This window comes from Belnapia sp. (genome assembly GCF_059504005.1).
In genome coordinates this window covers 81,898-102,785 of sequence record NZ_JCACHU010000025.1, presented here as the reverse complement: position 1 = coordinate 102,785, position 20,888 = coordinate 81,898, and the positions used below count along the sequence as shown (strand labels likewise).

Here is a 20,888-nt window from a genome sequence, read left to right as displayed (position 1 = left end):
GTATTGGCTCGGCCAAGCAACAGGCTCGAGCGGGGTCCGTGAGTCGGGTCGAGCGGTACCGTTCTAGCCGTCGCAGCCCTCATCCAGCAGCAGCCGCTCGACGGCCTCGGGCGGCACGTCGCCGGCGGTGAAGGCGTCGCCCGGGCCGCGCAGCAGCACGAAGCGCAGCATCCCCTCCCGGGCCTTCTTGTCCTTGCGCATGCGCCCGAGCAGCGCCGCGGCCGAGAAGCGCCGCGGCAGGTCGCCGATCCGCGCCGGCATGCCGCAGGCCTGGAGATGGGCGATCACCCGCCCCGGCAGCTCCTGGCTGCAATGGCCGAGCCGGGCCGAGAGGCTGGCGGCCAGCCCAAGCCCGACCCCCACCGCCTCGCCATGCAGCAGCATGCCGCCATAGCCGCATTCCGCCTCGAGCGCATGGCCGAAGGTATGGCCAAGATTGAGCAGCGCCCGGCCGCCTTCCTCCGTCTCCTCCCGCTCGTCGCCGGCGACGACGGAGGCCTTCAGCCGGCAACTCTCGAGCACGGCGGTCACCAGCGCTTCCCGGTCGCCCTCGACCAGCGCCGGGCCATGCGCCTCGCACCAGCGCCAGAGCCGCTCGCCGGCGAGGAGCCCGTGCTTCGCCACCTCGGCATAGCCGGCCCGCAGCTCCCGCACCGGCAGCGTGCCGAGCGTCCCGGTATCGGCCAGCACCAGCCGCGGCTGGTGGAAGGCGCCGACCAGGTTCTTGCCGAGCGCCAGGTTCACCCCCGTCTTGCCGCCGACCGAGCTGTCCACCTGGGCGAGCAGCGTCGTCGGCAACTGGACGAAGGGCAGGCCACGCAGCGCGATCGCCGCGGCGAAGCCGGCCAGGTCGCCCACCACCCCGCCGCCGAGCGCCAGCACCGCCGTCCGCCGGTCGGCGCCTGCGCCCAGCATCCGCTCCAGCAGGTGCTGCACCTGGGCGAGGCTCTTGCTCGCCTCGCCGGCCGGGATGGTGATCTCGGCGAGGATGGCGGTGCCGGTCTCGGCGAGGCCCGCCCGCAGCACCGGCAGATGGAGCGGCCCGACCACCTCGTCCGACACCACCACCACGCGCCGGGCCGGCAGCACCGGGGCGAGCAGCGCCCCCGCCCGGGCCAGCAGCCCCTCGCCGACCAGGATGTCGTAGCCCCGCTCGCCGAGCGGGACGGAGAGGCGGGCAGGGGGCTGCCAGCCCTCCACCGCCTGCTGCACCCGGCGGGTGGTGACCTCGGGGCTCTCGTCGGAACAGGCGATCACGATATCGGCCTCGGCATAGAGGGGGTGGCGCGCCGCCATCAGCCGCTCCAGCACCTCGGCCGGGTCGGCGTTGAGGAACATCGGCCGGTGCTCCCGCCCGGCGACGCGCTTCAGCAGCGTCGCCATGCGGCATTGCAGCCAGACCGAGACGGCGCCGGAGGCGCGGATGGCATCCCGCGTCCGCGCATCGACAAAGGCGCCGCCGCCGGTCGCCAGCACCAGCGGCGGCCCGGCCAGCAGCCGGGCGATTACCCGCCGCTCGCCGTCACGGAAATGCGCCTCGCCATAGCGGGCGAAGATGTCGGTGATGGGCAGGCCGGCGGCCGCCTCGATCTCCGCATCGGCGTCGAGGAAGGGCAGGCCGAGGCGGAGCGCCAGGCGGCGGCCGATGGAGGTCTTCCCCGCCCCCGGCATTCCCACCAGCACAATGCTGCGCTCCGGCCGCCGCGCAGGCGCGGGCGGGCCGGTCCAGATGGCCGTCTCCGGGTCCTGGATTGCGCCCTGTGGAACGATGGCGTTGGCGGTGTTGCGCGACACGATGCCAAGAGGCTAGCACACCGCGGCCCCGATGCGATGGGGCGGGCTTCGTTACAGAGGCCGGTGTTTCCCTTTCGTCACGTCGCATGATTCCCGCCTACGGCCGTTCCAGCCTTCGGCGATCCTGCTCTAGGAGCTCAGCCGCCCATGTTCCGCCGCCCCATCCTGCTGCTGGCCGTGATCCTGCTTGCCCTGGCGGCGGCTGGGCTGCTGGCGCTGGGCGCCTTCCCACCCGCCGCCACCCCGACCGCGGTGGAGCGCACCCTGCCGAACGACCGCTTCCAGACCCGCTGACCCCTTGGCCGGCGCCCTCCGCGAAGCCTTCCTCGAGATGCTGGCGGCCGAGCGCGGCGCCGCCCGCAACACCCTGGCCGCCTATGCGACCGATCTCGAGGATTTCGCGGCCTTCTGCGCCCGGCTCGGCCTGGCGCCGGAGGCGGCGGGGCCCGAGCCGCTGAGCGACTACCTCCGCTCGCTGGCCGATCTAGGGCTGAAGCCGCGGACGGCGGCGCGGCGGCTCTCGGCGCTGCGCCAGTTCTACCGCTTCCTCGCCCGCGAGGGCATCCGTCCCGACGACCCGACCGAGCTGCTGGACGGCCCGCGCCCGACCCCGCCCCTGCCCAGGCCGCTGGCCGAGGAGGAGGTCGCCGCCCTGCTCGCCGGCGCCGCCACCTTGCCCAAGGGCCGTGGCCCGCTGGCCGTCGCCGCGATCGAGCTGCTCTACGGCGCCGGGCTGCGGGCGACGGAGTTGGTCACGCTCCCCGCCTCGGCACTGCGGGCCGACCAGCCGATGATCGCGCTGCGCGGCAAGGGCGGACGGGAGCGGCTGGTGCCGATCTCCCCCCGCGCCCGGGAGGCCGCTGCCGAGGCCCGCGCCGGAGCGGAGGAGGCGCCCGCAGGCGACCGCCGGCGCCGCTGGCTCTTCCCTTCCCGCGGCGCGGCCGGGCACATGACCCGCCAGGGCCTCGGCCTGCTGCTGAAGGAGGCGGCGATGGCGGCCGGCCTCGCCCCGGAACGGGTCTCGCCGCATGTGCTGCGGCATTCCTTCGCCAGTCATCTGCTGGCCCGCGGCGCCGACCTCCGCAGCCTGCAGATCCTGCTCGGCCATGCCGACATCGCCACCACCCAGATCTACACCAAGGTGATGGAGGAGCGGCTGCGGGCGCTGGTCGAGGCGCATCACCCGCTGGCCGAGGGCTAGAGCGGATTGCCGCAGGACGGCTTCGTCCAGAGGCGAAAATCTGCTCCGTCAGCAACGGCCCGGAACATGTCCAGGGAACCCGACCTGCCCTAGGCAGCCCGCATCCCCTCGAGGAAGCTGCCCATATGCTGCCGCAGTTCCGAGACGCGGCTGGACAGCCCGTCGGCCGCCTGGACGATGCGGCCGGATCCGTCCCCGGTTTCCTTGGCCGCGTCCGACATGTGGGCGATGGTGGCCGAGACCGCATGCGTGCCCTCGGCCGCCTGCTGGATGCTGCGGGCGATCTCCTGGGTCGAGGCGCCCTGCTGCTCCACCGCCGCGGCGATGGCGGCGGCGGTGCCGTTCAGCTCCTGGATGGTCTCGGCGACGCCGCCGATGGCCGCGGCGACGCTGTCGGTCGCGGTCTGCACGGCATTGATCCGCACGGTGATGTCCTGCGTCGCCTTCGCCGTCTGCGCCGCCAGGGTCTTCACCTCGCTCGCCACCACGGCGAAGCCCTTGCCGGCCTCGCCGGCGCGCGCCGCCTCGATCGTCGCGTTCAGCGCCAGCAGGTTGGTCTGCCCGGCGATGTCGCTGATCAGCTTGACCACGTCGCCGATCCACTGGACGTCCTCGATCAGGCTGCGCACCACCTCGGTCGCGCCGCGCGCCTGCTCGGTTGCCGTGCTGGTCGCCTGGGTGGAGCGGACGACCTGCTGCCCGATCTCCTGGATGGAGGCGGTGACCTGCTCGGTCGAGGCGGCGACGGCCCCCACATTGCCGGTGGTCTCGCCGGCGACCGTGCCCGCCGTCGCGGCCTGGCCGGAGGTGCGCTCGGCGGCCGCATGCAGCGCGGAGGCGTCCGCCCGCAGCGCCTCCGCGGCGCCGGCCAGGGCGGTGACCACCTCCAGCATCTCCCGCTCGAAGCGCCCGGACATCTCCTGGAGGCGCGTCCGGTGCGCGGCCTCCGACTCGACGGTGGCATGGATGTCGACCAGCGAGCCGCAGGCGCGGCGCGGCTTGCCGTCATGGCCCATGATCACCCCGCCGGTCGCGCGGAACCAGCGGTACTGCCCGTCCTTGCAGCGCAGCCGGTAAGTGGTGTCGTAGCCGCGGCCGGTGGCGAGCGAGGCGGTGAAGGCCGCGAAGGTCGGCGCCACGTCCTCCGGGTGCAGCCGGTCGGACCAGGACTGCACCACATCGGGGAATTCCGCCGCCGAGCCGAAGCCGCAGAGCCGGCGGAACTCGGCCGACCAGGTCCAGCGCGCCTTCGGATGCATCGCATCCCCCTCGTGCAGCACGGCGTCCCAAAGGCCGACGCCGGCATGGCGGGAGAGGGTGTCCAGCCATTCGGCCTTGTCGGTCAGGTCGTCGCGGCGGATGAAGGAGCGCAGCATCGGTGTCCTCGGATGGGCTTGCGGTCGGGGCCCGAGGATGGGGTACGGAGTTGAATCAATCGCTAAGCGCCCCGCTTCCGCCGCGGCAGCTTTTCCGCTAACCCCGCCCGCCATGCGCCACTTCCTGGATTTCGAGAAGCCGATCGCCGAGCTGGAAGGCAAGATCGAGGAGCTGCGTCGGACCTCCGATGCCGGCGGGATCGACGTCGCCGAGGAAGTCGGGCGGATGCGCGACAAGGCGCAGGCCCTGCTCAAGACCACCTATGCCAAGCTCTCGCCCTGGCAGAAGACCCTGGTCGCCCGCCACCCGGACCGGCCGAAATGCCTCGACTACATCCGCGCCCATATCGAGGAATGGACGCCGCTGGCCGGCGACCGCGCCTTCGCCGACGACGCGGCGGTGGTCGGCGGGCTCGGGCGCTTCCGCGGCCGCGCCGTCGCCGTGCTGGGGACGGAGAAGGGCAGCGACACCGAGAGCCGGGTGCTGCACAATTTCGGCATGGCCCGGCCGGAGGGCTACCGCAAGGCCCACCGGATCATCGAGCTGGCCGGCCGCTTCGGCCTGCCCATCCTCTCCTTCGTCGACACCGCCGGCGCCTTCCCCGGCATCGAGGCCGAGGCGCGCGGCCAGGCCGAGGCCATCGCCCGCTCGATCGAGGCCTGCCTCGAGGCGCCCGTGCCCTTCGTCGCCACCATCATCGGCGAGGGCGGCTCGGGCGGCGCCATCGCCCTGGCGGCGGCCGACCGCATCCTGATGCTGGAGCACTCGGTCTACTCGGTCATCAGCCCCGAGGGCTGCGCCAGCATCCTCTGGCGCGACGCTGCCCAGGCGCCGACCGCGGCCGAGGCCCTGAAGCTGACGGCCGAGGACCTCCGCCGCCTCAACCTGGTCGATGCCGTGGTACCGGAGCCGATGGGCGGCGCCCATCGCGACACGGCGGCAACGCTTGCCGCCGTCGGCGACAAGGTGTGGGAATGCCTGGAGCCGCTGCTGGCGCTGGACGGCGCCACGCTGCGTGCCCGCCGCCGGGAGAAATTCCTGGAGATGGGCCGCAACAGCGTGGTGTGAGCGCTCAGGCCGAAGCCGGCGCCACGCCGAGCGGCGGCGGCGCCTCCGGCCTCGGCGCCGGCGCGGTGAGCACCGGCGGCGGCGCCGTGCCGGCTGCCTCCACCGCGAGGTCCAGCGCCTCGGCCAGGGTCATCGCCAGTTGCAGCGGCGCCGATTCGCCCTCGGCGCGCAGTGCCTTGGCGAGCACGCCCTCGCTCTCCTCCATGCCGCCCGGCGACCAGGCGAAGGCGATGGCCGGCACGCCCGGCAGCCGCCGCCGCGCCCGGCGCAGCAGGTAGCGGGCGGTCGCGCTGCTGCTGCCGCCCTCCAGCAGGCAGAGGCAGATCAGCCGTGGCGGCGCGCCCGGCACCGCGCTCACGCCACCGACCTGCACGCCGAAGCCGCGCCGCGTCAGCACCTGGCCGAGCATGCTCGCCGCCAGGGCATCGAAGGGCCCGCGCCCGGGCAGGCAGAGCACGGCGCCCGGCACATGCCAGGCGGCGGGCAGGGGCTCGGGCGGCGCCTCGCCCTCGGGCGGCGGCGGATCCTCCTCCTCCTCCAGATCCTCGATCAGCAGCTCGACGCTGCGCAGCAGGGCCTCGCGCCGCTCGGGCCGCAGCGCGCCATGCACCGCATCCGCCTGGGCGAGGCGCAGCGCCGGCAGCGCCACGGCATCCAGATACTCGGCGAGCGGCCTCTCCTTCAGGCAGCGTTCCGCCTGCTCGGCGAGTGCATTGGCGTCGCCGGCCAGCGCCCGCTGGTAGAAGGTTTCCTCCGGGTCGAGTGGCGGCCGGTCGCCGAGCATCACCTCGAGGAATTCCAGCCGATCGACATGCCGGCCCAGCACGACGAGGCAGACCGTCAGCGGCACCGCCAGCAGCAGCCCGACCGGGCCCCAGAGCCAGGTCCAGAAGGTCGCCGCGGCGATCACGGCGATGGGCGAAAGGCCGGTCGAGTGGCCGAAGACCATGGGCTCCACCACTTGGCCCATCAGCATCTCGGAGACGCCGAACAGCGCCAACACCCAGATCAGCGTCGTCCAGCCCGGATCGACGGCGAGCGCCAGCAGGATGGGCCCGCTCACCGTGATGAAGACGCCGATGAAGGGCACGAAGCGCATCAGCCCGGCCACGAAGCCCCAGAGCAGCGGGTTGGGGACGCCGATCATCCAGAGTGCGGCGGCGATGAAGAGGCCGAAGCAGGCATTCATCCCCGTCTGCGCCAGGAAGAAGCGCGACAGGCGATAGGCCGCGTCGTCCATCGCCGCCATGGTGCGGTGGAGATCCCGCGCGCCGGCGAGGCGGATCAACCGGTCGCGCAGGTCCTCGCGGTAGAGCAGGATGAAGATGACGAGGATGACGACGATGCCGGCCGTCGCCAGCGGGCCGAGCAGCGGCTCCGCGACGCGGCGGAGCATGTCGACCGGCGTCGGGTCCGGCGTGCGGATCTCGACCGGCAGGGGCGGGCGGGCATCGCTCTCCGGCGCGGCGCGGGCGGCGGGCGGCTCGGTCGCCCCGCCCATGCCGTGGCCGACGGCCTGGACGGCGCCGCTCACCCGGTCGAGCCAGCTGCTCGCGCCCTGCAGGCCGGACAGCTTTTGGCGGATGGTCGCCTGGTAGCTCGGGATGTTCTCCGCGAGCAGGGTGGCCTGCCGGCCCATCAGCCCGCCGATGCCGAAGATGAGGGTGCAGGCCAGCAGCACGCTGACCAGCACGGCCGCCGGGCGCGGCAGGTAGACCCGCCGCAGCAGGCGCACCACCGGCGCCAGCACGAAGGCGAGCAGCACGGAGAGCACCAGGGGCACCAGGAGGTCCTGGCCGAAATAGAGCACCGCGATGATCAGCAGCGCGCCCTGGAGCATCTGCAGGCCGGAGGCGGGGGTGCCCGCCGCGCTCAGGCCGCGGGCGGGCGCAGGGGCGTGTCTCGGTTCGGGCATCCGGCCTCGGTTCGCGGTGGGTCGGCCGGGAGGGGCCGATGCACAGCGAACGCCCGGCCCCGGGTTCCGTTGCGAAGGTCTAGCCTTTCATCGGCGCGAGCTCCCGCTCCGCCACCGCAGCCAGGATGCCGGCGCCGTAGGGGATCGCGGCGTCGTTGAAGTCGTAATGCGGATTGTGGACCTCGCAGCCGCCCGCCTCGCCCTCGCCGTTGCCGACCAGGATATAGGCGCCCGGCACCTCGGCCATCATGTAGGAGAAGTCCTCGGAGCCCATGGCCGGGATGCGGTTGCGGTCGACGGCGGCCTCGCCGACCAGGGCGGCCGCGGCATCGGCGATCATCGCCGTCTGCTCGGCGCCGTTCACGACAGGCACGGTCACCTCGCGGAAGTCGAGCCGCGCCTCGGCCCCGAAACCCTCGGCGATGCTGGTGGCGAGGCTGCGCATCCGCCGCTCGATCAGCGCCATGGTCTCGGTGCGGAAGGCGCGGACGGTGCCGCGCAGCGAGACCTGGTCGGGGATGACGTTGTAGGCCGTCCCGGCGCTGAAGCCGGTGACGCTGACGACGCCGGTGTCGTTGGGCGCCACGTTGCGGCCGATGATCGACTGGTAGGCGGAGACGATGGCGGCGCCGCAGACCACCGGGTCGACGGTGCTTTCCGGCCGGGCGCCATGGCCGCCCTTGCCCTGGATCACGAGGTCGAAGAAGGCGCAGCCGGCCATCATCGCCCCGGCGCGGATGCCATACCGCCCGACCGGCATGCCCGGCCGGTTGTGCAGCCCGTAGACGGCATTGCAGGGGAAGCGGCGGAACAGCCCCTCCTCCACCATCGCCCGGGCGCCGCCCTGGCCTTCCTCGGCGGGCTGGAAGATGAAATGGACGGTGCCGTTGAAGTTCCGCGTCTCGGCGAGGTAGCGGGCGGCGCCGAGCAGCATGGTGGTGTGCCCGTCATGGCCGCAGCCATGCATCTTGCCGGGGATGGTCGAGCGATGGGCGAAGCCGTTCGCCTCCGGCATGTCGAGCGCGTCCATGTCGGCCCGCAGCCCCACCGCCCGGTCGCCATTGCCCGCCCGAAGCACGCCGACCACCCCGGTGCGGCCGATGCCGCGATGCACCTCGATCCCCCAGGAGGCCAGCCGCGCCGCCACCAGGGCGCTGGTCCGCACCTCCTCGAAGCCGGTCTCCGGGTGGGCATGGAGATCCCGGCGCCAGGCCGCGAGTTCGTCCTGGTACCGGCGGATGTGCTCGACGGGATTCACGCGGGTCTCCTGCGGTTGAAGTGGGCAAGCCCCATCGCTCTGGGCTATCCCTTTGCGCTAAACTTGCGACAGCATCGGGTCAACAACGTGGCGACGGAACACCAGACGGAGGACATGGCGGGGCCCCGGCGCGTGCTGCCCGCGCCGCACGGGCTGTCGCGCGGGGCGCCGGTGCCCTGGTGGGTGAAGCTCGCGGTCAAGCTCGGCCTCGCCGCGATCGGCGTGCATGGCGACCGCGCCCGGGCATTCGGCCTGGCGCGCCCCTCCTTCGATGCGCGCAACCCGGCGAAGCTGCTCGGCGCGCCCTCGGCCTGGATCGGCGATGCGGCGCGGCTGATGGGCCGCCGGCCGCGCACCATCCTCGAGGTCGGGCCGGGGCGGATGGTGCTGCGCGCCCCGGTGCTGGCCGGGCTCGGGCTGGAGCATGTCTGGTTCGTCGACCCGGCTGACAGCGCCCCGGCCGAGGCCGCGGCCTACCAGCAGGTCGCCGCCATGGCGCGCAGCCAGGGACTGCCCGTGCCGGACCTCGCCGGTTGCACCGACCGCGCCGCGGTGCTGCGGCGCTGCCACGCGACCTTGCTGCATGGCGGCCCCTCCGCGCTCGGCGCCATCCCGGACGGGGCGATCGACCTCGTCGTGAGCGAGGCGGTGCTGGAGCATGTCCGGCGGGACGAGATGGGCCCGCTGCTCGCCCAGCTCCGCCGGGTGACGGCGCCGGACGGCATCGGCCTGCACCGGATCGACTTCCAGGACCATCTCGGCGGCGGGCTGCACCATCTCCGCTTCAGCGATGCCTTCTGGGCGAGCCCGCTGGTCGGGCGGGCGGGAATCTACGTGAACCGGCTCGGCCTCTCCGCCATGGTCGGGCGCTTCCGCCGCGCCGGCTTCCAGGTGGAGGTGCCCGAAGCCGTGGTCTGGTCGCGCCGCCCGCGCGGCCCGGCCCGGCCGCATCCGGAGGCGATGCGCCCCGCCGCCGACGACCTCGTCGCCCGTGCCGTGCTCGAGGTGCGCCCGCGGCGCTGACCCGCGCGCGGCTTCGGGAGCATCCGCCATCGCCTGACGCCGCCGTGTACGGCCGGGCTGGGCGCAACCTATGGTCGCCCCCGGACCGATCGGGTAATCCTGCGGGCCGATTTATCCGGAGGGTTGCATGTTGCGTCGCATGGTGTTGGCCGCGGCCTTTGGTGTCCTCGCCTGGGCGGGTCCCGGGCAGGCGCAGTCCAGCGACCCATCCTTCCGCATCGTCAACAACACGCCGAATGTGGTGAACGAGGTCTATGCCTCGCCCTCGACCGAGCGGAGCTGGGGCCAGGACCGGCTGGGCGACCAGGTGATCGCGCCCGGCGCCTCCTGGATCGTGCGGCTGCCGGCGGATGGCAACTGCAATTTCGACATCCGCATCGTCTACCAGGGCGGCACGGCGGAGGAGCGGCGGAACGTCAACACCTGCGCCATGACGGACTTCGTGCTCGGCCAGCAGGCCGGGCCGCCGCCGCGGCCCCAGCGCAACCAGCAGCAGGGCAGCACCCAGCAGGGCAACCCCTCCTTCAACTTGGTGAACCAGAGCGGCCGGGTGATCGAGGAGTTCTACGCCTCGCCCTCCTCGCAGCAGAATTGGGGTCCGGACCGGTTGGGCGACGACGTGGTGCAGCCGGGTGCGACCTTCCCCGTCCGCCTGCCGCAGGGCGAGTGCAACTACGACCTGCGCATCGTCTTCTCGGGCGGCCAGGCGCAGGAGCGGCGGAACGTGAATGCCTGCGGGCTGACCAACTACAACGTCAGGTAGCGTGTGCGCCGGGGGCGGTGCCGCTCAGGCATTCGCCCCCTCCAGCGCCGCGATCACCGCCGCCGTCACCTCTGCCGTGGTCGCGGTGCCGCCAAGATCGGGCGTCAGCACCCGGCCGCGCCCCGTCACCGCCTCCACCGCCGCCATCAGACGCCCCGCCGCGCGCGGCTCGCCGCAATGCTCGAGCAGCATCGCCGCCGTCCAGAAGGCGCCGAGCGGGTTGGCGATCCCACGCCCCGTGATGTCGAAGGCCGAGCCGTGGATCGGCTCGAACATCGAGGGCCGCCGCCGCGAGGGATCGATATTGCCCGTCGCGCCGATGCCGAGGGAGCCGGCCAGCGCCGAGGCCAGGTCGGAGAGGATGTCGGCATGCAGGTTGGTGGCGACGACCGTGTCGATCGTCCCCGGCTTCATCACCATGCGCGCGGTCATGGCGTCCACCAGCATCTTGTCGACGGTGAGGTCCGGGTACTGCGCCGTGACCTCGGCGCAGACCTCGTCCCACATCACCATGCCGTGGCGCTGCGCGTTGGACTTGGTGACGACGGTCAGCAGCCGGCGCGGCCGGCTCATGGCGACCTCGCAGGCATGGCGGCAGATGCGCGCCACGCCCTCGCGGGTGAAGACGGCGACATCCATGGCGACCTCGATCGGCAGGCCGCGATGGGCGCGGCCGCCGACGCCGGCATACTCGCCCTCGGAATTCTCGCGGACGATCACCCAGTCGATCTGCCGGCCGAGCTCCTCCCGCAGCGGCCCGGCGACGCCGGGCAGCAGGCGCGTGGGCCGCACATTGGCGTACTGGTCGAAGCCCTGGCAGATGGCCAGCCGCAGCTCCCACAAGGTGACGTGGTCGGGGATGTCCGGCGCGCCGACCGCGCCGAAGAAGATGGCGTCGAATCCCTCGAGCCGGCGGAGCCCGTCCTCCGGCATCATCCGCCCGCTGGCGCGGTACAGGGCGCTGCCCCAGTCGAAGCGCTCGAACCGGCAGGCGAAGCCGCCATCGGCCCGCGCCGTCGCCTCCAGCACCCGGCAGCCGGCCTCGATCACCTCGGGGCCGATGCCGTCGCCGCCGATGGCGGCAATCCTCAGGTCGCGCATGGCGGGCCTCCCTCCAATTCCTTGCCCGCCATGAAGCCCGGGAGGCCGGGCGCCATCAAGCCCCGGCGCCGGAGGCGCGACCAGGCCACGCGCCGGAGGCGCGATCAGGCTCCACGCCGGAGGCGCCGTCAGGACAGGATGAAGTCCGACTTCACCAGGTGATGCTCCCCGAGCAGGGTGAAGCTCGCGCTCGGTCCGGGCGGCGGGCCCATGCCGATGAAGAAGGGGACATAAACCTCGACCACGGTATGCCCACCCTCGACCGCCGCCCGCACCTGCATGTGGGTGGCGTCCGTGAAGGCGCCGGCGCCGAGGAAGTCCACTGCCGGCTTTGGCATATAGGGGGTGATGAAGGGCGTGAGGTCGAGCCTGTCCTCGCCATGATGGAAGTCGGTCACCACGTCCCCGGTCGTGTCGTAGACCGGCAGCTTGGCCTGGACGTTGGTGCCGCCGAAGCGGAAGATGTCGTGCCCGCTGCCGCCGGTGAGCAGGTCGGCGCCGACGCCGCCCACCAGCACGTCGTCGCCAGCCTCGCCGTCCAAGGTATCGTCGCCGCCGCCGCCCAACAGCGTGTCGAAGCCGTCGCCGCCGTAGAGGATGTCGCGGCCGTCGCTCTCGCGTGCCTGGGCGCTCCGATAGGGATCGTTCCCGGCGGCGAAGCCGTAGCCGATGATGAGGTCGTTGCCGCTGCCGCCCCAGACATGATCGTTGCCGTAGCCGGCATAGACCGTGTCATTGCCGCTGCCGCTGGCGATCCAGTTGTCGTGGATGACGGGGCCGGGCCAGGGCTCCGGGAAGATCGGCGGACGGGGCCCGTTCAGCCCGTCGCCGTAGATCAGGTCATTACCGCCGCGGCCGTGGATATCATTTGAGCCGGCATCGCCGAGCAAAGTATCTGACCCCGAAGCGCCATAGATATGGAATGGCATTGCTTTCCTCGTCACACGACTACTGTATTGAATACAATATTCATCCTAACGGCGAAGCGGTTCCGTCACATTGCACAAACCCGAGAGATGAGTAAGCGGGAGCTGAATCCGCCGCAGGGTGGTATCGCTGCCGCGACGCGGCCGGCGCCGGGCTTCGATGAGGCAGCGCTTGGCGATTGACCCCGGCCCCCTTCGGCACGACCTTCCCGCCATGTCCGACAACCTTCCGCCCCTGCTGCTCGACCGCCTTTCCGCGCTGCTCGGCCCGCGTGGCCTCCTGACCGCGCCGGCCGATCTCGAGCCGCATCTCGCCGACTGGCGCCTCCTCTATCGCGGCCGCACCCCCTGCGTGCTGCGCCCCGCCAGTACGGTGGAACTGGCCGAGGCGGTGCGTCTCTGCGCCGCCGCCGGCATGCCGCTGGTGCCGCAGGGCGGCAACACCTCCATGGTCGGCGGCGCAACGCCCGACGAGGGCGGCCGCCAGGTCGTCGTCTCCCTCGCCCGGATGAATCGCATCCGCGACCTCGACCCGCTCGACATGACGATGACGGCCGAGGCGGGCCTGGTGCTGAAGGCGGCGCAGGACGCGGCGGCCGGGGCCGGCTGCCTCTTCCCCCTCTCGCTCGGCGCCGAGGGGACGGCGACGATCGGCGGCGTGCTCTCGACCAATGCCGGCGGCAACACCACCGTCCGCTACGGCAATGCGCGGGAGCTGATGCTCGGCCTCGAGGTGGTGCTGCCGGACGGGCAGATCTGGAACGGCCTCCGCCGCCTGCGGAAGGACAATACCGGCTACGCGCTACGCCACCTCTTCGTCGGTGCGGAGGGGACGCTCGGCTTCATCACCGCCGCCGTGCTCCGCCTTTTCGCCCGCCCGCGCGAAAGCGAGGTCGCGCTCTGCGCCGTCCGCGACGAGGATGCGGCGCTTGCCCTCTTCCGCCGCTTCCGCGACCGGGACGAGACGGCGGTGCGCGCCTTCGAATACATGTCCGGCACCGGCGTCGGGTTCTATGCCCGGCTGATCGAGGGCGGCAGCGTCCCGCTCTCGACGCCTGCCGAGCATTACGTGCTGGTCGACCTCGCCTCCACCCGCCCCGATGCCGGGCTGCGCGCCCTGCTGGAAGCCGTGCTGGAGGAGGCGCTGGAGGCCGAGGAGGTGCTCGACGCCGCCATCGCCGAGAGCGAGGCCCAGCGCGCCGCCATCTGGCGCATCCGCGAGGAGCATCCCGAGGCGCAGAAGCGCGAGGGCGCCTCGGTCAAGAACGACGTCTCCGTCCCCGTCTCGCGGACGCCGGAGCTGATCCGCCGTGCCTCCGAGGCCTGCCGCAGGCTGATGCCCGGCATCCGCCCGGTGCCCTTCGGCCATATGGGCGACGGCAACATCCACATGAACCTGCAGCAGCCGGAGGGCATGGACGCCGCCGCCTTCCTCGCCCGCAGCCATGCGATCATGGAGACGGTGAACGAGGTGGTCCGCGAGCTGGGCGGCAGCTTCAGCGCCGAGCACGGCATCGGCCGCCTCAAGACCGACATGATGGAGGGCTGGCGCGGCGGGCCGGAGCTCGCGGTGATGCAGCGGATCAAGGCGGCGATCGACCCGCAGGGCCTCATGAACCCCGGCAAGGTGTTGCCCTGAGGGCAACGCCGGCCCGCCAACGGTCCGATGCCGGCCCCGATCCTTTCCCCCGCCACCGCCAGCGGCTAGGGTGCGCGCCCCTACCGCTTGATTCGTGATGAGCCGCCTCGACCGTTACATCTTCCGCCAGCTGGGCGTCGCGCTGCTTGCCGTGACCATCGGCCTGGCGGCGCTCGTCTGGCTGACCCAGTCGCTGCGCTTCATCGAGCTGGTGCTCGACCGCGGCCTGTCCTTCAGCGTCTTCATCGAGCTGACCGGGCTGCTGCTGCCGAGCTTCTTCGCCATCATCCTGCCGATCACCACCTTCGTCGTCTCGCTCTTCATCTATGTCCGCCTCGCCTCGGACCGGGAGCTGGTGGTGATGCGCGCCGCCGGCCTCTCGCAATGGCAGCTCGCCCGTCCGGTACTGGCCATCGCCGGGCTGGCGATGCTGCTCTGCTACGCGCTCAATCTGTGGGTGGTGCCGCGGAGCCAGGCCGCCTTCCGCGCCTGGCAGTACGAGATCCGCAACGAGCTGGCGGCGATCCTGGTCCAGGAGGGCGTGTTCAGCTCGGTCGGCGACGATCTCACCGTCTATGCCCGCTACCGCGACCCGGACGGCACGCTGCGCGGCATCCTGGTGCATGACGCGCGCGAGGCCGGCGCCCCGGTCACCATCCTCGCCGAGACCGGGCATATCTCGCCCGGCCCCAACGGCCCCCGTGTCACCCTCGAGAACGGCCAGCGCCAGCAGGTGGAGAAGGTGCCGCCGCCCGCCGGGTCGCCGCCCGGCACGGCGCCGCAACTCCGCCTTTCCGTCCTGTCTTTCAGCGAGAACAGCGTCGACCTCGCCCGCGCCCGCAGCGGCGAGGCGGACAGCCGCTACCGCAACGCCCAGGAGCGCACCCTCGGCGAGCTGCTCCACCCCGACCCGGCCGAGCATGTCCCGGAGCGCGACCTGAAACGCTTCGTCGCCGAGGCGCACCAGCGCCTGAGCGGCCCGCTGACGGCGATGACCTATGCCCTGGTCGCCCTGGCGACGGCGCTGACCGGGCAGTTCCGCCGCCATGGCGGCAGCCTCCGTCTCTTCACCGGCATCGCGGTGGTGGTGGCGCTGCTCGCCTTCGGCCTCACCGCCGGCAACCTCGCGGCGCGGACGCCGCGGCTGATCCCGCTGATCTGGCTGAACACGCTGCTGCCCGGCCTCGTCTCCGCCTGGATCCTTTCCGGCGCGCCGGGCTGGCCGCAGCACTGGTGGTTCGGCCGCCGCGGCGCGGGCGCCGCCACGCCATGATGCTGGCGGTGACCCTCACGCGCTATGTCGCGCAGCGCTTCTTCGGCGCGACGGTGGCGATGCTGGCGGGGCTGACCCTGCTCGTCTCGCTCTTCGACTTCATCGAGCTGCTGCGCCGCGCCGCGACCCGGCAGGATGCCGGCTTCGCCCTGGTGGCGACGATCGCCGGGCTGCGCCTGCCCTACGTCGCCCTGCAGATCCTGCCCTTCGCCATCCTGCTCGGCGGGCTGCTGGCCTTCTGGCGGCTCACCCGCTCCTCGGAGCTGGTGGTGGCCCGCGCCGCCGGCATCTCCGCCTGGGGCTTCCTCTCCGGCCCGGTCGCGGTCGCCCTGCTGTTCGGCGGGCTCGGCACGGCCGCCATCTCGCCGCTCTCCTCGGTGATGCTGGCCCGCGCCGAGCGGCTGGACTACGCCTATCTCCGCACCAGCGCCGGCATCACCGCGCTCGCCGGCGGCCGGCTCTGGCTCCGCCAGGCGGATCGCGGCATCGAGGAGCAAGGGGTCGCCATCCTCTCCGGCCGCCCGGTCTCCGACCGGGAGGCGGCGCGGGATGGGTTCAGCATGACCGACGTCTCCCTGTGGCGGCTTTCGGCCAATGACCGGCCGCTGGCCCGGATCGAGGCGCCGCGCGCCCGGCTGCTGCCTGGGCGCTGGGTGCTGGAGGATGCCGTGCCCTTCAACGCCGACCGCAGCGCCGGGCTGAAGCAGGAGCTCAGCGTCCCGACCGAGCTGACGCCGGACCGCATCGAGAACAGCTTCGCCTCGCCGGACACGCTCTCGGTCTGGGCGCTGCCCGGCTTCATCGCGGTGCTGGAGGCGGCCGGCTTCTCCGCCGTGCGGCACCGGCTGCATTTCCAGAGCCTGCTCTCGCTGCCCCTGCTGGCCGCCGCCATGGCGCTGCTGTCGGCCGGCTTCTCCATGCGCTCCTCCCGCCGCGGCGGGGTGGCGCAGATGATCGGGGCCGGCGTCTCGGCCGGCTTCATGCTGTTCGTGCTCGACAAGATCGCCAATGAATTCGGCGAGGCCGGGACGCTCCCGGTCTCCCTCGCCGCCTGGGCGCCGACCCTGGCCGGGCTGCTGCTCGCCCTCGCCCTGCTGCTGCATCTGGAGGATGGATGAGCCCTCGTCCCGCACGCCGCCGGCGCCTGCTCCTCGGCGGGGCGCTCGCGCTGCTGCCGGCCGGACCGGCCCTCGCGCAGCTCGAGCAGCCGAGCTACACGCCGCTCGACAGCTCCATCCGCCCCTCGCTGGTGGCGCCCGCGCCCGGGACGGGCACGCCTGGGATGAGCCAAGTGCCCGGCTCGGGCGCGCCTGCCGTCCAGCCCTTCGGCGGCATCGCCGGCGGCAGCAGCCAGCCGGTCGACCGCAACGCCCCCGTCACCTTCACGGCGGAGGAGGTCGAGTACGACCGCGAAAAGGGCCTCGTCATCGCCCGCGGCCGGGTCGAGGCCTGGCAGGGCGAGCGTCTGCTGCGCGCCGACGAGTTCACCTATGACCGCAATACCGGCATCGCCACCGCCCGCGGCAACGTCCAGCTGCTGGAGCCGGACGGCCAGGTCCTCTTCGCCGACGAGGCGGAGCTGAAGGACCGCTTCCGCGACGGCGTGCTGGAGGGCGTCCGCGCCCTGCTCGCCGCTAATGGCCGCATGGCGGCGAACGGCGCCCGCCGCACCGGAGGCACGATCAACGAGCTGGCCCGCGTCGTCTATTCCTCCTGCGACCTCTGTGCCGAGGACCCGACCGCGCCGCCGCTCTGGCAGGTGGAGGCCCGCCGCGCCACGCAGGACAAGGGCGAGCAGCGCATCACCTACCGCGACGCCACCGTGCGCCTGGGCGGCTGGCCGGTGCTCTACACGCCTTACCTCTCGCACCCCGACCCGAGCGCGCCGCGCGCCTCCGGCTTCCTGTTCCCGACGCTCGGCTATACCCGCTTCCTCGGCGCCTTCGCCGAGACGCCCTATTACTGGGCGATCGACGACACCTCCGACCTCACCGTCATCCCGATCTTCTCGACGCGGCAGTATCCCAACCTTGGCCTCGAATACCGCAAGCTGTTCAATTTTGGCGAGATCACCGGCAGCGCCTCGATCGGCGGGTTGAACGGCACCGACACCGGCGGCAAGCGCGAGCTGGCCGGCCACATCTTCCTCAAGGGCCGCTTCACCATCGACGAGAACTGGCGCGCCGGCTTCGACCTCAACCGCGCCAGCTCCGAGCAGTATCTCCGCACCTTCCGCTACGAGTACCGCCGCGTGCTGACCAGCCAGGCCTTCGTCGAGGGCTTCTGGGGCACCGAGACCTATGCCCGCATCGACGGCCGCATCTATCAGGGCCTGCGCAGCGTGGACGACACGCGGCAGATTCCCTATGTCCTGCCCAATGCCGTGGTCGAGCACGCGCCGCACGGCAAGTATCTCGGCGGCTTCCTGACCGTGGATGCCGGGCTGCTCGGCATCAGCCGCGACATCGGCAGCTCCACCCAGCGGCTGTCCAGCCGCGTCTCCTGGCAGCGGCCGGAGACGGACCGCTTCGGCGGCCTCTGGACGGTGAAGTTTCAGGCCGACGGCCTCGCCTACCGCGCGCAGGGGCTGCAGGAGCCGCCGACCTTCCTGCCCGAGGCCAATGGCGACCGGCTCAACGGCAATATCCGCGCCGCGCTCGACTGGCGGATGCCCTTCGTGCGCTATGCCGGCAACTGGGGCAGCCAGACCATCGAGCCGCATGTCCAGATCGTCACCGGCCCGCGGGTCGGGCCGCAGCGCAGGGTGCCGAATGAGGACAGCATCGACTTCGAGTTCACCGACGCCAACCTCTTCGCCCTCAACCGCTTCACCGGGCGCGACCGGCAGGAGGGCGGCACGCGCATCGACACCGCCCTCCGCGCCGCCTGGGACTTCCCGAATGGCGGGCAGATCGAGGGGCTGATCGGCCGCTCCTTCCGGTTCGACGACCAGGTCTCGAGCCCCTATGCCGGCTCCGGCCTCGACCGCCGCGCCTCGGACTATGTCGCCCGGCTGCGCATCGCGCCGACCACCTGGTTCGACGCCATCGGCCGCATCCGCCTCGACGGCGAGAACATCACCGACCGGCGGCTGGTCGACACCATCGCCAATCTCGGCCTTGGCCGGGTGACGCTGTCGGCAGGCTACCTCTACTCCCCGCCGCTGCCCTACCTCGTTCCCAGCCGCACCCGCGAGGAGGTGGGCGCCGGCTTCACCGCCCGCATTGGCCAGTACTGGCGCGTGGCGGCGACCGGGAAGTACGACCTCGGCCTGGGCCGCGCCGTCCTCGTCCAGGGCTCGGCCGGCTACGAGGACGAGTGCTTCATCATCGAAGGGCGCTTCATCAAGCGATTCGCCCAGGACCCGACCACCCAGACGCTCTACGCGGCGAACACCGTCATCCTCTTCCGCCTCGGCTTCAAGACGCTCGGCGAGTACTTCTTCCGGGCGATCTGACCCCGGGCAGACGCCGATCGGGGCAGTCGGCCCGCCGCGACGACGGGCTGGAGCGGCCTCCGTCAGCCAGGGCGAACGGAGGCCGCGTCAGGCGGCGCGCAGCCCCTCAAGCAGGGTGCCGAGCGCGCCGCGCAGCGTGCCGCCCTGACGCGAGACATCCGCCGTCGTCCGCCGCATCGCCTGCAGGGCGCCTGCGGTCTCCCCGGCGCCGGCGCTGACCTCGGCGATGGTGGCGGAAACCTCGGTCGTCCCTGCCGCCGCCTGGGCGACGCTGCGGGCGATCTCCTGCGTCGCGGCGCCCTGCTGCTCCACGGCCGCGGTGATGGCGGCCGCCACCTGGTCGAGCTGGGCGACCATGCCGGCGATGCCCTTGATGGACTGCACCGCCTCCGTCGTGGCGCCCTGGATGGCGGCGATCTGCTGCCCGATCTCCTCCGTCGCCCTGGCGGTCTGCCCGGCGAGCTGCTTCACTTCGCTCGCCACCACGGCGAAGCCCTTGCCGGCCTCGCCCGCGCGCGCCGCCTCGATCGTCGCGTTCAGCGCCAGCAGGTTGGTCTGCCCGGCGATGTCGCCGATCAGCCGCACCACGTCGCCGATGCGGCCCGTGGCCTCTGACAATCCGCCGATGGTGCCGTCCGCGGCCTCCGCCTCCGCCACCGCGCGCTGGCTGGCCTGCGCGGCCTCGGTGACCTGCCGGCCGATCTCTTGGACGGAGCTGGCCAGCTCCTCCGCCGCGGCGGCCACGCTCTGCACATGGCTCGTCGCCTCCGCGGCCCGCTGCGCGGCGGTGCCGGCCCGCCCGACGCTGCGGTCCGCCTGGTCCGAAAGGGTGCCGATGCTGCCCTCCAGCGCGGCGGCCGAGGCCGCGAGCCCTGCCAGCACGGCGCCCAATTGCGCCTCGATCCCGACCGCCAGCTCCTGCCGCTGCCGCAGCCGGGCTGCCTCGGCCTCCTGCCCGGCCGTGGCCGCCTCCGCCTCCAGCAGCCTGGCCCGGCGCGCCGCCGCCCGCAGCGCCTCCAGCCCCCGGGCGATGGCGCCCACCTCGTCCCGCCGCCCGGTCTCCGACGTCTCCTCCTCCAGCTGCCCGGCCGCCAGCGCATCCGCCCGCCGGCTGAGCCGCGTCAGCGGGCCCGTCACGCGCCGCAGCACGATCCAGAGCGCGAGGCCGACCGCCAGGAGGATGCCGCCCGCCGCCAGCGAGGCCAGCCAGGCCCGCCCCTGACGCATCTCGGCCGCTGCCTGCTGCGCCATGCCGCGGATCAGCTCGTCCACCCTCTGCTCGATGCCGCGCAGCTTCTGCCGGATGGCCTCGACCTCGGGCGCGGCGGCAAGGGCGATCCGCCCCGCCTCCTCCAGGCGCCCTGCGTGGGAGGCGGCGAGGATCGCTTCCTGCTGCACCCGGTAGCGGGCGATGCCTGCCGCGGCCGCGGCTAGGTCCTCCCGGTTGGCGGGCACCACCAGCACCTGGGCGAGTTGCTCCATCCGCCGCTCCAGCCGCTGCTGCTCGTCCGCGGCGATGGCCTCGATGCGCTGCCGGTCCTCCGCCGGCATCGCCACGGCCAGCACATCCGTCGCCCTGGCGAAGGCCAGCAGGTTGGAGGTCGCCCGGCCGGCCGCGATGGCGCGCGCGGTGAACTCGGCGCCCGCCGCCATCCGTTCGGCCTGCAGCGCCAGCATGCGGTCCGCCATGAGCGGCAGGGCAGCCGCCACCGCCGCCAGCAGGCCGACCGCCGCCAGGAGCCGCGGCGCCAGGCCATGCCAGACATAGGGGAGGCGAAGCTTCCGCATGATCCAATCTTCTCCCTGGATCCCAGCAGAGCCTGCCATCGAATCGATAAGAGCCCGTAACCGTAGGCGACATGCCGATCCTCAAGCGGCTCGCCGGAGATGCATCCGCACGTGCCGGGCGATCTGGCCAGCAGCAAGCCTGGCTAGCGGGTGGTGCCGGCCCTGCGCGGCATGGGCATCGTCGCCGACGGTCCAGGCGCGGCCAAGCGCATCATGCGGACGCTGCGCGATGCCTTCGAGGCGGCGCTCTTGAGCCCCCGCGCCTGCCGGGCCGCCCGAACGCCATGACCTGCCGCCACGTCCCA

General features: G+C 72.7%; 16 protein-coding genes. 9 read left to right on the top strand and 7 right to left on the bottom strand.

What is annotated here, in order from left to right; genetic code table 11:
* Positions 1–63 precede the first annotated feature (63 nt).
* Positions 64–1,794 carry a 3-dehydroquinate synthase gene (gene aroB / locus AC5JJ1_RS04445; protein WP_495783907.1) on the bottom strand — a complete coding sequence of 577 codons (1,731 nt, stop codon included), beginning with the start codon at positions 1,792–1,794 and terminating at the stop codon, positions 64–66.
* Positions 1,795–1,941: 147 nt separating this feature from the next.
* Between aroB and AC5JJ1_RS04440 the strand changes: the two genes are divergently transcribed.
* Positions 1,942–2,088 carry a hypothetical protein gene (locus AC5JJ1_RS04440; protein WP_495783906.1) on the top strand — a complete coding sequence of 49 codons (147 nt, stop codon included), beginning with the start codon at positions 1,942–1,944 and terminating at the stop codon, positions 2,086–2,088.
* A 4-nt stretch (positions 2,089–2,092) separates the two neighbouring features.
* Positions 2,093–2,995: a tyrosine recombinase gene (locus tag AC5JJ1_RS04435; RefSeq protein WP_495783905.1), complete on the top strand. Its 903-nt coding sequence runs from the start codon at positions 2,093–2,095 to the stop codon at positions 2,993–2,995.
* A gap of 89 nt (positions 2,996–3,084) precedes the next feature.
* On the opposite strand, the gene AC5JJ1_RS04430 is transcribed toward AC5JJ1_RS04435, so the two are convergent.
* Positions 3,085–4,371 carry a methyl-accepting chemotaxis protein gene (locus tag AC5JJ1_RS04430; protein ID WP_495783904.1) on the bottom strand — a complete coding sequence of 429 codons (1,287 nt, stop codon included), beginning with the start codon at positions 4,369–4,371 and terminating at the stop codon, positions 3,085–3,087.
* A 112-nt stretch (positions 4,372–4,483) separates the two neighbouring features.
* Between AC5JJ1_RS04430 and AC5JJ1_RS04425 the strand changes: the two genes are divergently transcribed.
* Positions 4,484–5,440 (top strand): acetyl-CoA carboxylase carboxyltransferase subunit alpha, encoded by a 957-nt coding sequence (locus AC5JJ1_RS04425; RefSeq protein ID WP_495783903.1) that lies wholly within the window; start codon positions 4,484–4,486, stop codon positions 5,438–5,440.
* Positions 5,441–5,444: 4 nt separating this feature from the next.
* On the opposite strand, the gene AC5JJ1_RS04420 is transcribed toward AC5JJ1_RS04425, so the two are convergent.
* Together AC5JJ1_RS04420 and AC5JJ1_RS04415 are read right to left on the bottom strand one after the other, a co-directional pair.
* Positions 5,445–7,355 (bottom strand): AI-2E family transporter, encoded by a 1,911-nt coding sequence (locus AC5JJ1_RS04420; RefSeq protein WP_495783902.1) that lies wholly within the window; start codon positions 7,353–7,355, stop codon positions 5,445–5,447.
* A gap of 79 nt (positions 7,356–7,434) precedes the next feature.
* Positions 7,435–8,613, bottom strand: a complete 1,179-nt coding sequence (locus AC5JJ1_RS04415) for a M20 aminoacylase family protein (protein ID WP_495783901.1) — start codon at positions 8,611–8,613, stop codon at positions 7,435–7,437.
* Between the two features lie 63 nt (positions 8,614–8,676).
* Between AC5JJ1_RS04415 and AC5JJ1_RS04410 the strand changes: the two genes are divergently transcribed.
* Entirely contained in the window at positions 8,677–9,636 is a 960-nt protein-coding gene (locus AC5JJ1_RS04410) for a class I SAM-dependent methyltransferase (protein WP_495783900.1), read from the top strand.
* Positions 9,637–9,763: 127 nt separating this feature from the next.
* Positions 9,764–10,399, top strand: a complete 636-nt coding sequence (locus tag AC5JJ1_RS04405; protein ID WP_495783899.1) for a hypothetical protein — start codon at positions 9,764–9,766, stop codon at positions 10,397–10,399.
* A gap of 24 nt (positions 10,400–10,423) precedes the next feature.
* On the opposite strand, the gene AC5JJ1_RS04400 is transcribed toward AC5JJ1_RS04405, so the two are convergent.
* Both AC5JJ1_RS04400 and AC5JJ1_RS04395 read right to left on the bottom strand, forming a co-directional pair.
* Positions 10,424–11,500, bottom strand: a complete 1,077-nt coding sequence (locus AC5JJ1_RS04400) for a tartrate dehydrogenase (RefSeq protein WP_495783898.1) — start codon at positions 11,498–11,500, stop codon at positions 10,424–10,426.
* A gap of 128 nt (positions 11,501–11,628) precedes the next feature.
* Positions 11,629–12,429, bottom strand: coding sequence for a M10 family metallopeptidase C-terminal domain-containing protein (locus AC5JJ1_RS04395; protein ID WP_495783897.1), 801 nt, complete (start codon positions 12,427–12,429; stop codon positions 11,629–11,631).
* 211 nt (positions 12,430–12,640) lie between these two features.
* On the opposite strand from AC5JJ1_RS04395, the gene AC5JJ1_RS04390 reads away from it, so the two are divergent.
* The 4 genes from AC5JJ1_RS04390 (at position 12,641) to AC5JJ1_RS04375 (ending at position 18,795) form a co-directional block, all read left to right on the top strand.
* On the top strand, positions 12,641–14,065 hold the full coding sequence (locus tag AC5JJ1_RS04390) for an FAD-binding oxidoreductase (protein ID WP_495783896.1): 1,425 nt from the start codon (positions 12,641–12,643) through the stop codon (positions 14,063–14,065).
* A 97-nt stretch (positions 14,066–14,162) separates the two neighbouring features.
* A complete protein-coding gene (gene lptF / locus AC5JJ1_RS04385) occupies positions 14,163–15,338 on the top strand; it encodes an LPS export ABC transporter permease LptF (RefSeq protein WP_495783895.1) in 1,176 nt (391 codons plus the stop codon).
* Positions 15,335–16,456, top strand: a complete 1,122-nt coding sequence (lptG, locus tag AC5JJ1_RS04380) for an LPS export ABC transporter permease LptG (protein WP_495783894.1) — start codon at positions 15,335–15,337, stop codon at positions 16,454–16,456. Before lptF ends, lptG begins: the two co-directional genes overlap by 4 nt.
* Positions 16,453–18,795, top strand: coding sequence for an LPS-assembly protein LptD (locus AC5JJ1_RS04375; RefSeq protein WP_495783893.1), 2,343 nt, complete (start codon positions 16,453–16,455; stop codon positions 18,793–18,795). The genes lptG and AC5JJ1_RS04375 overlap by 4 nt, the downstream gene beginning before the upstream one ends.
* 87 nt (positions 18,796–18,882) lie before the next feature.
* On the opposite strand, the gene AC5JJ1_RS04370 is transcribed toward AC5JJ1_RS04375, so the two are convergent.
* On the bottom strand, positions 18,883–20,583 hold the full coding sequence (locus tag AC5JJ1_RS04370; protein ID WP_495783892.1) for a methyl-accepting chemotaxis protein: 1,701 nt from the start codon (positions 20,581–20,583) through the stop codon (positions 18,883–18,885).
* Positions 20,584–20,888 lie beyond the last annotated feature (305 nt).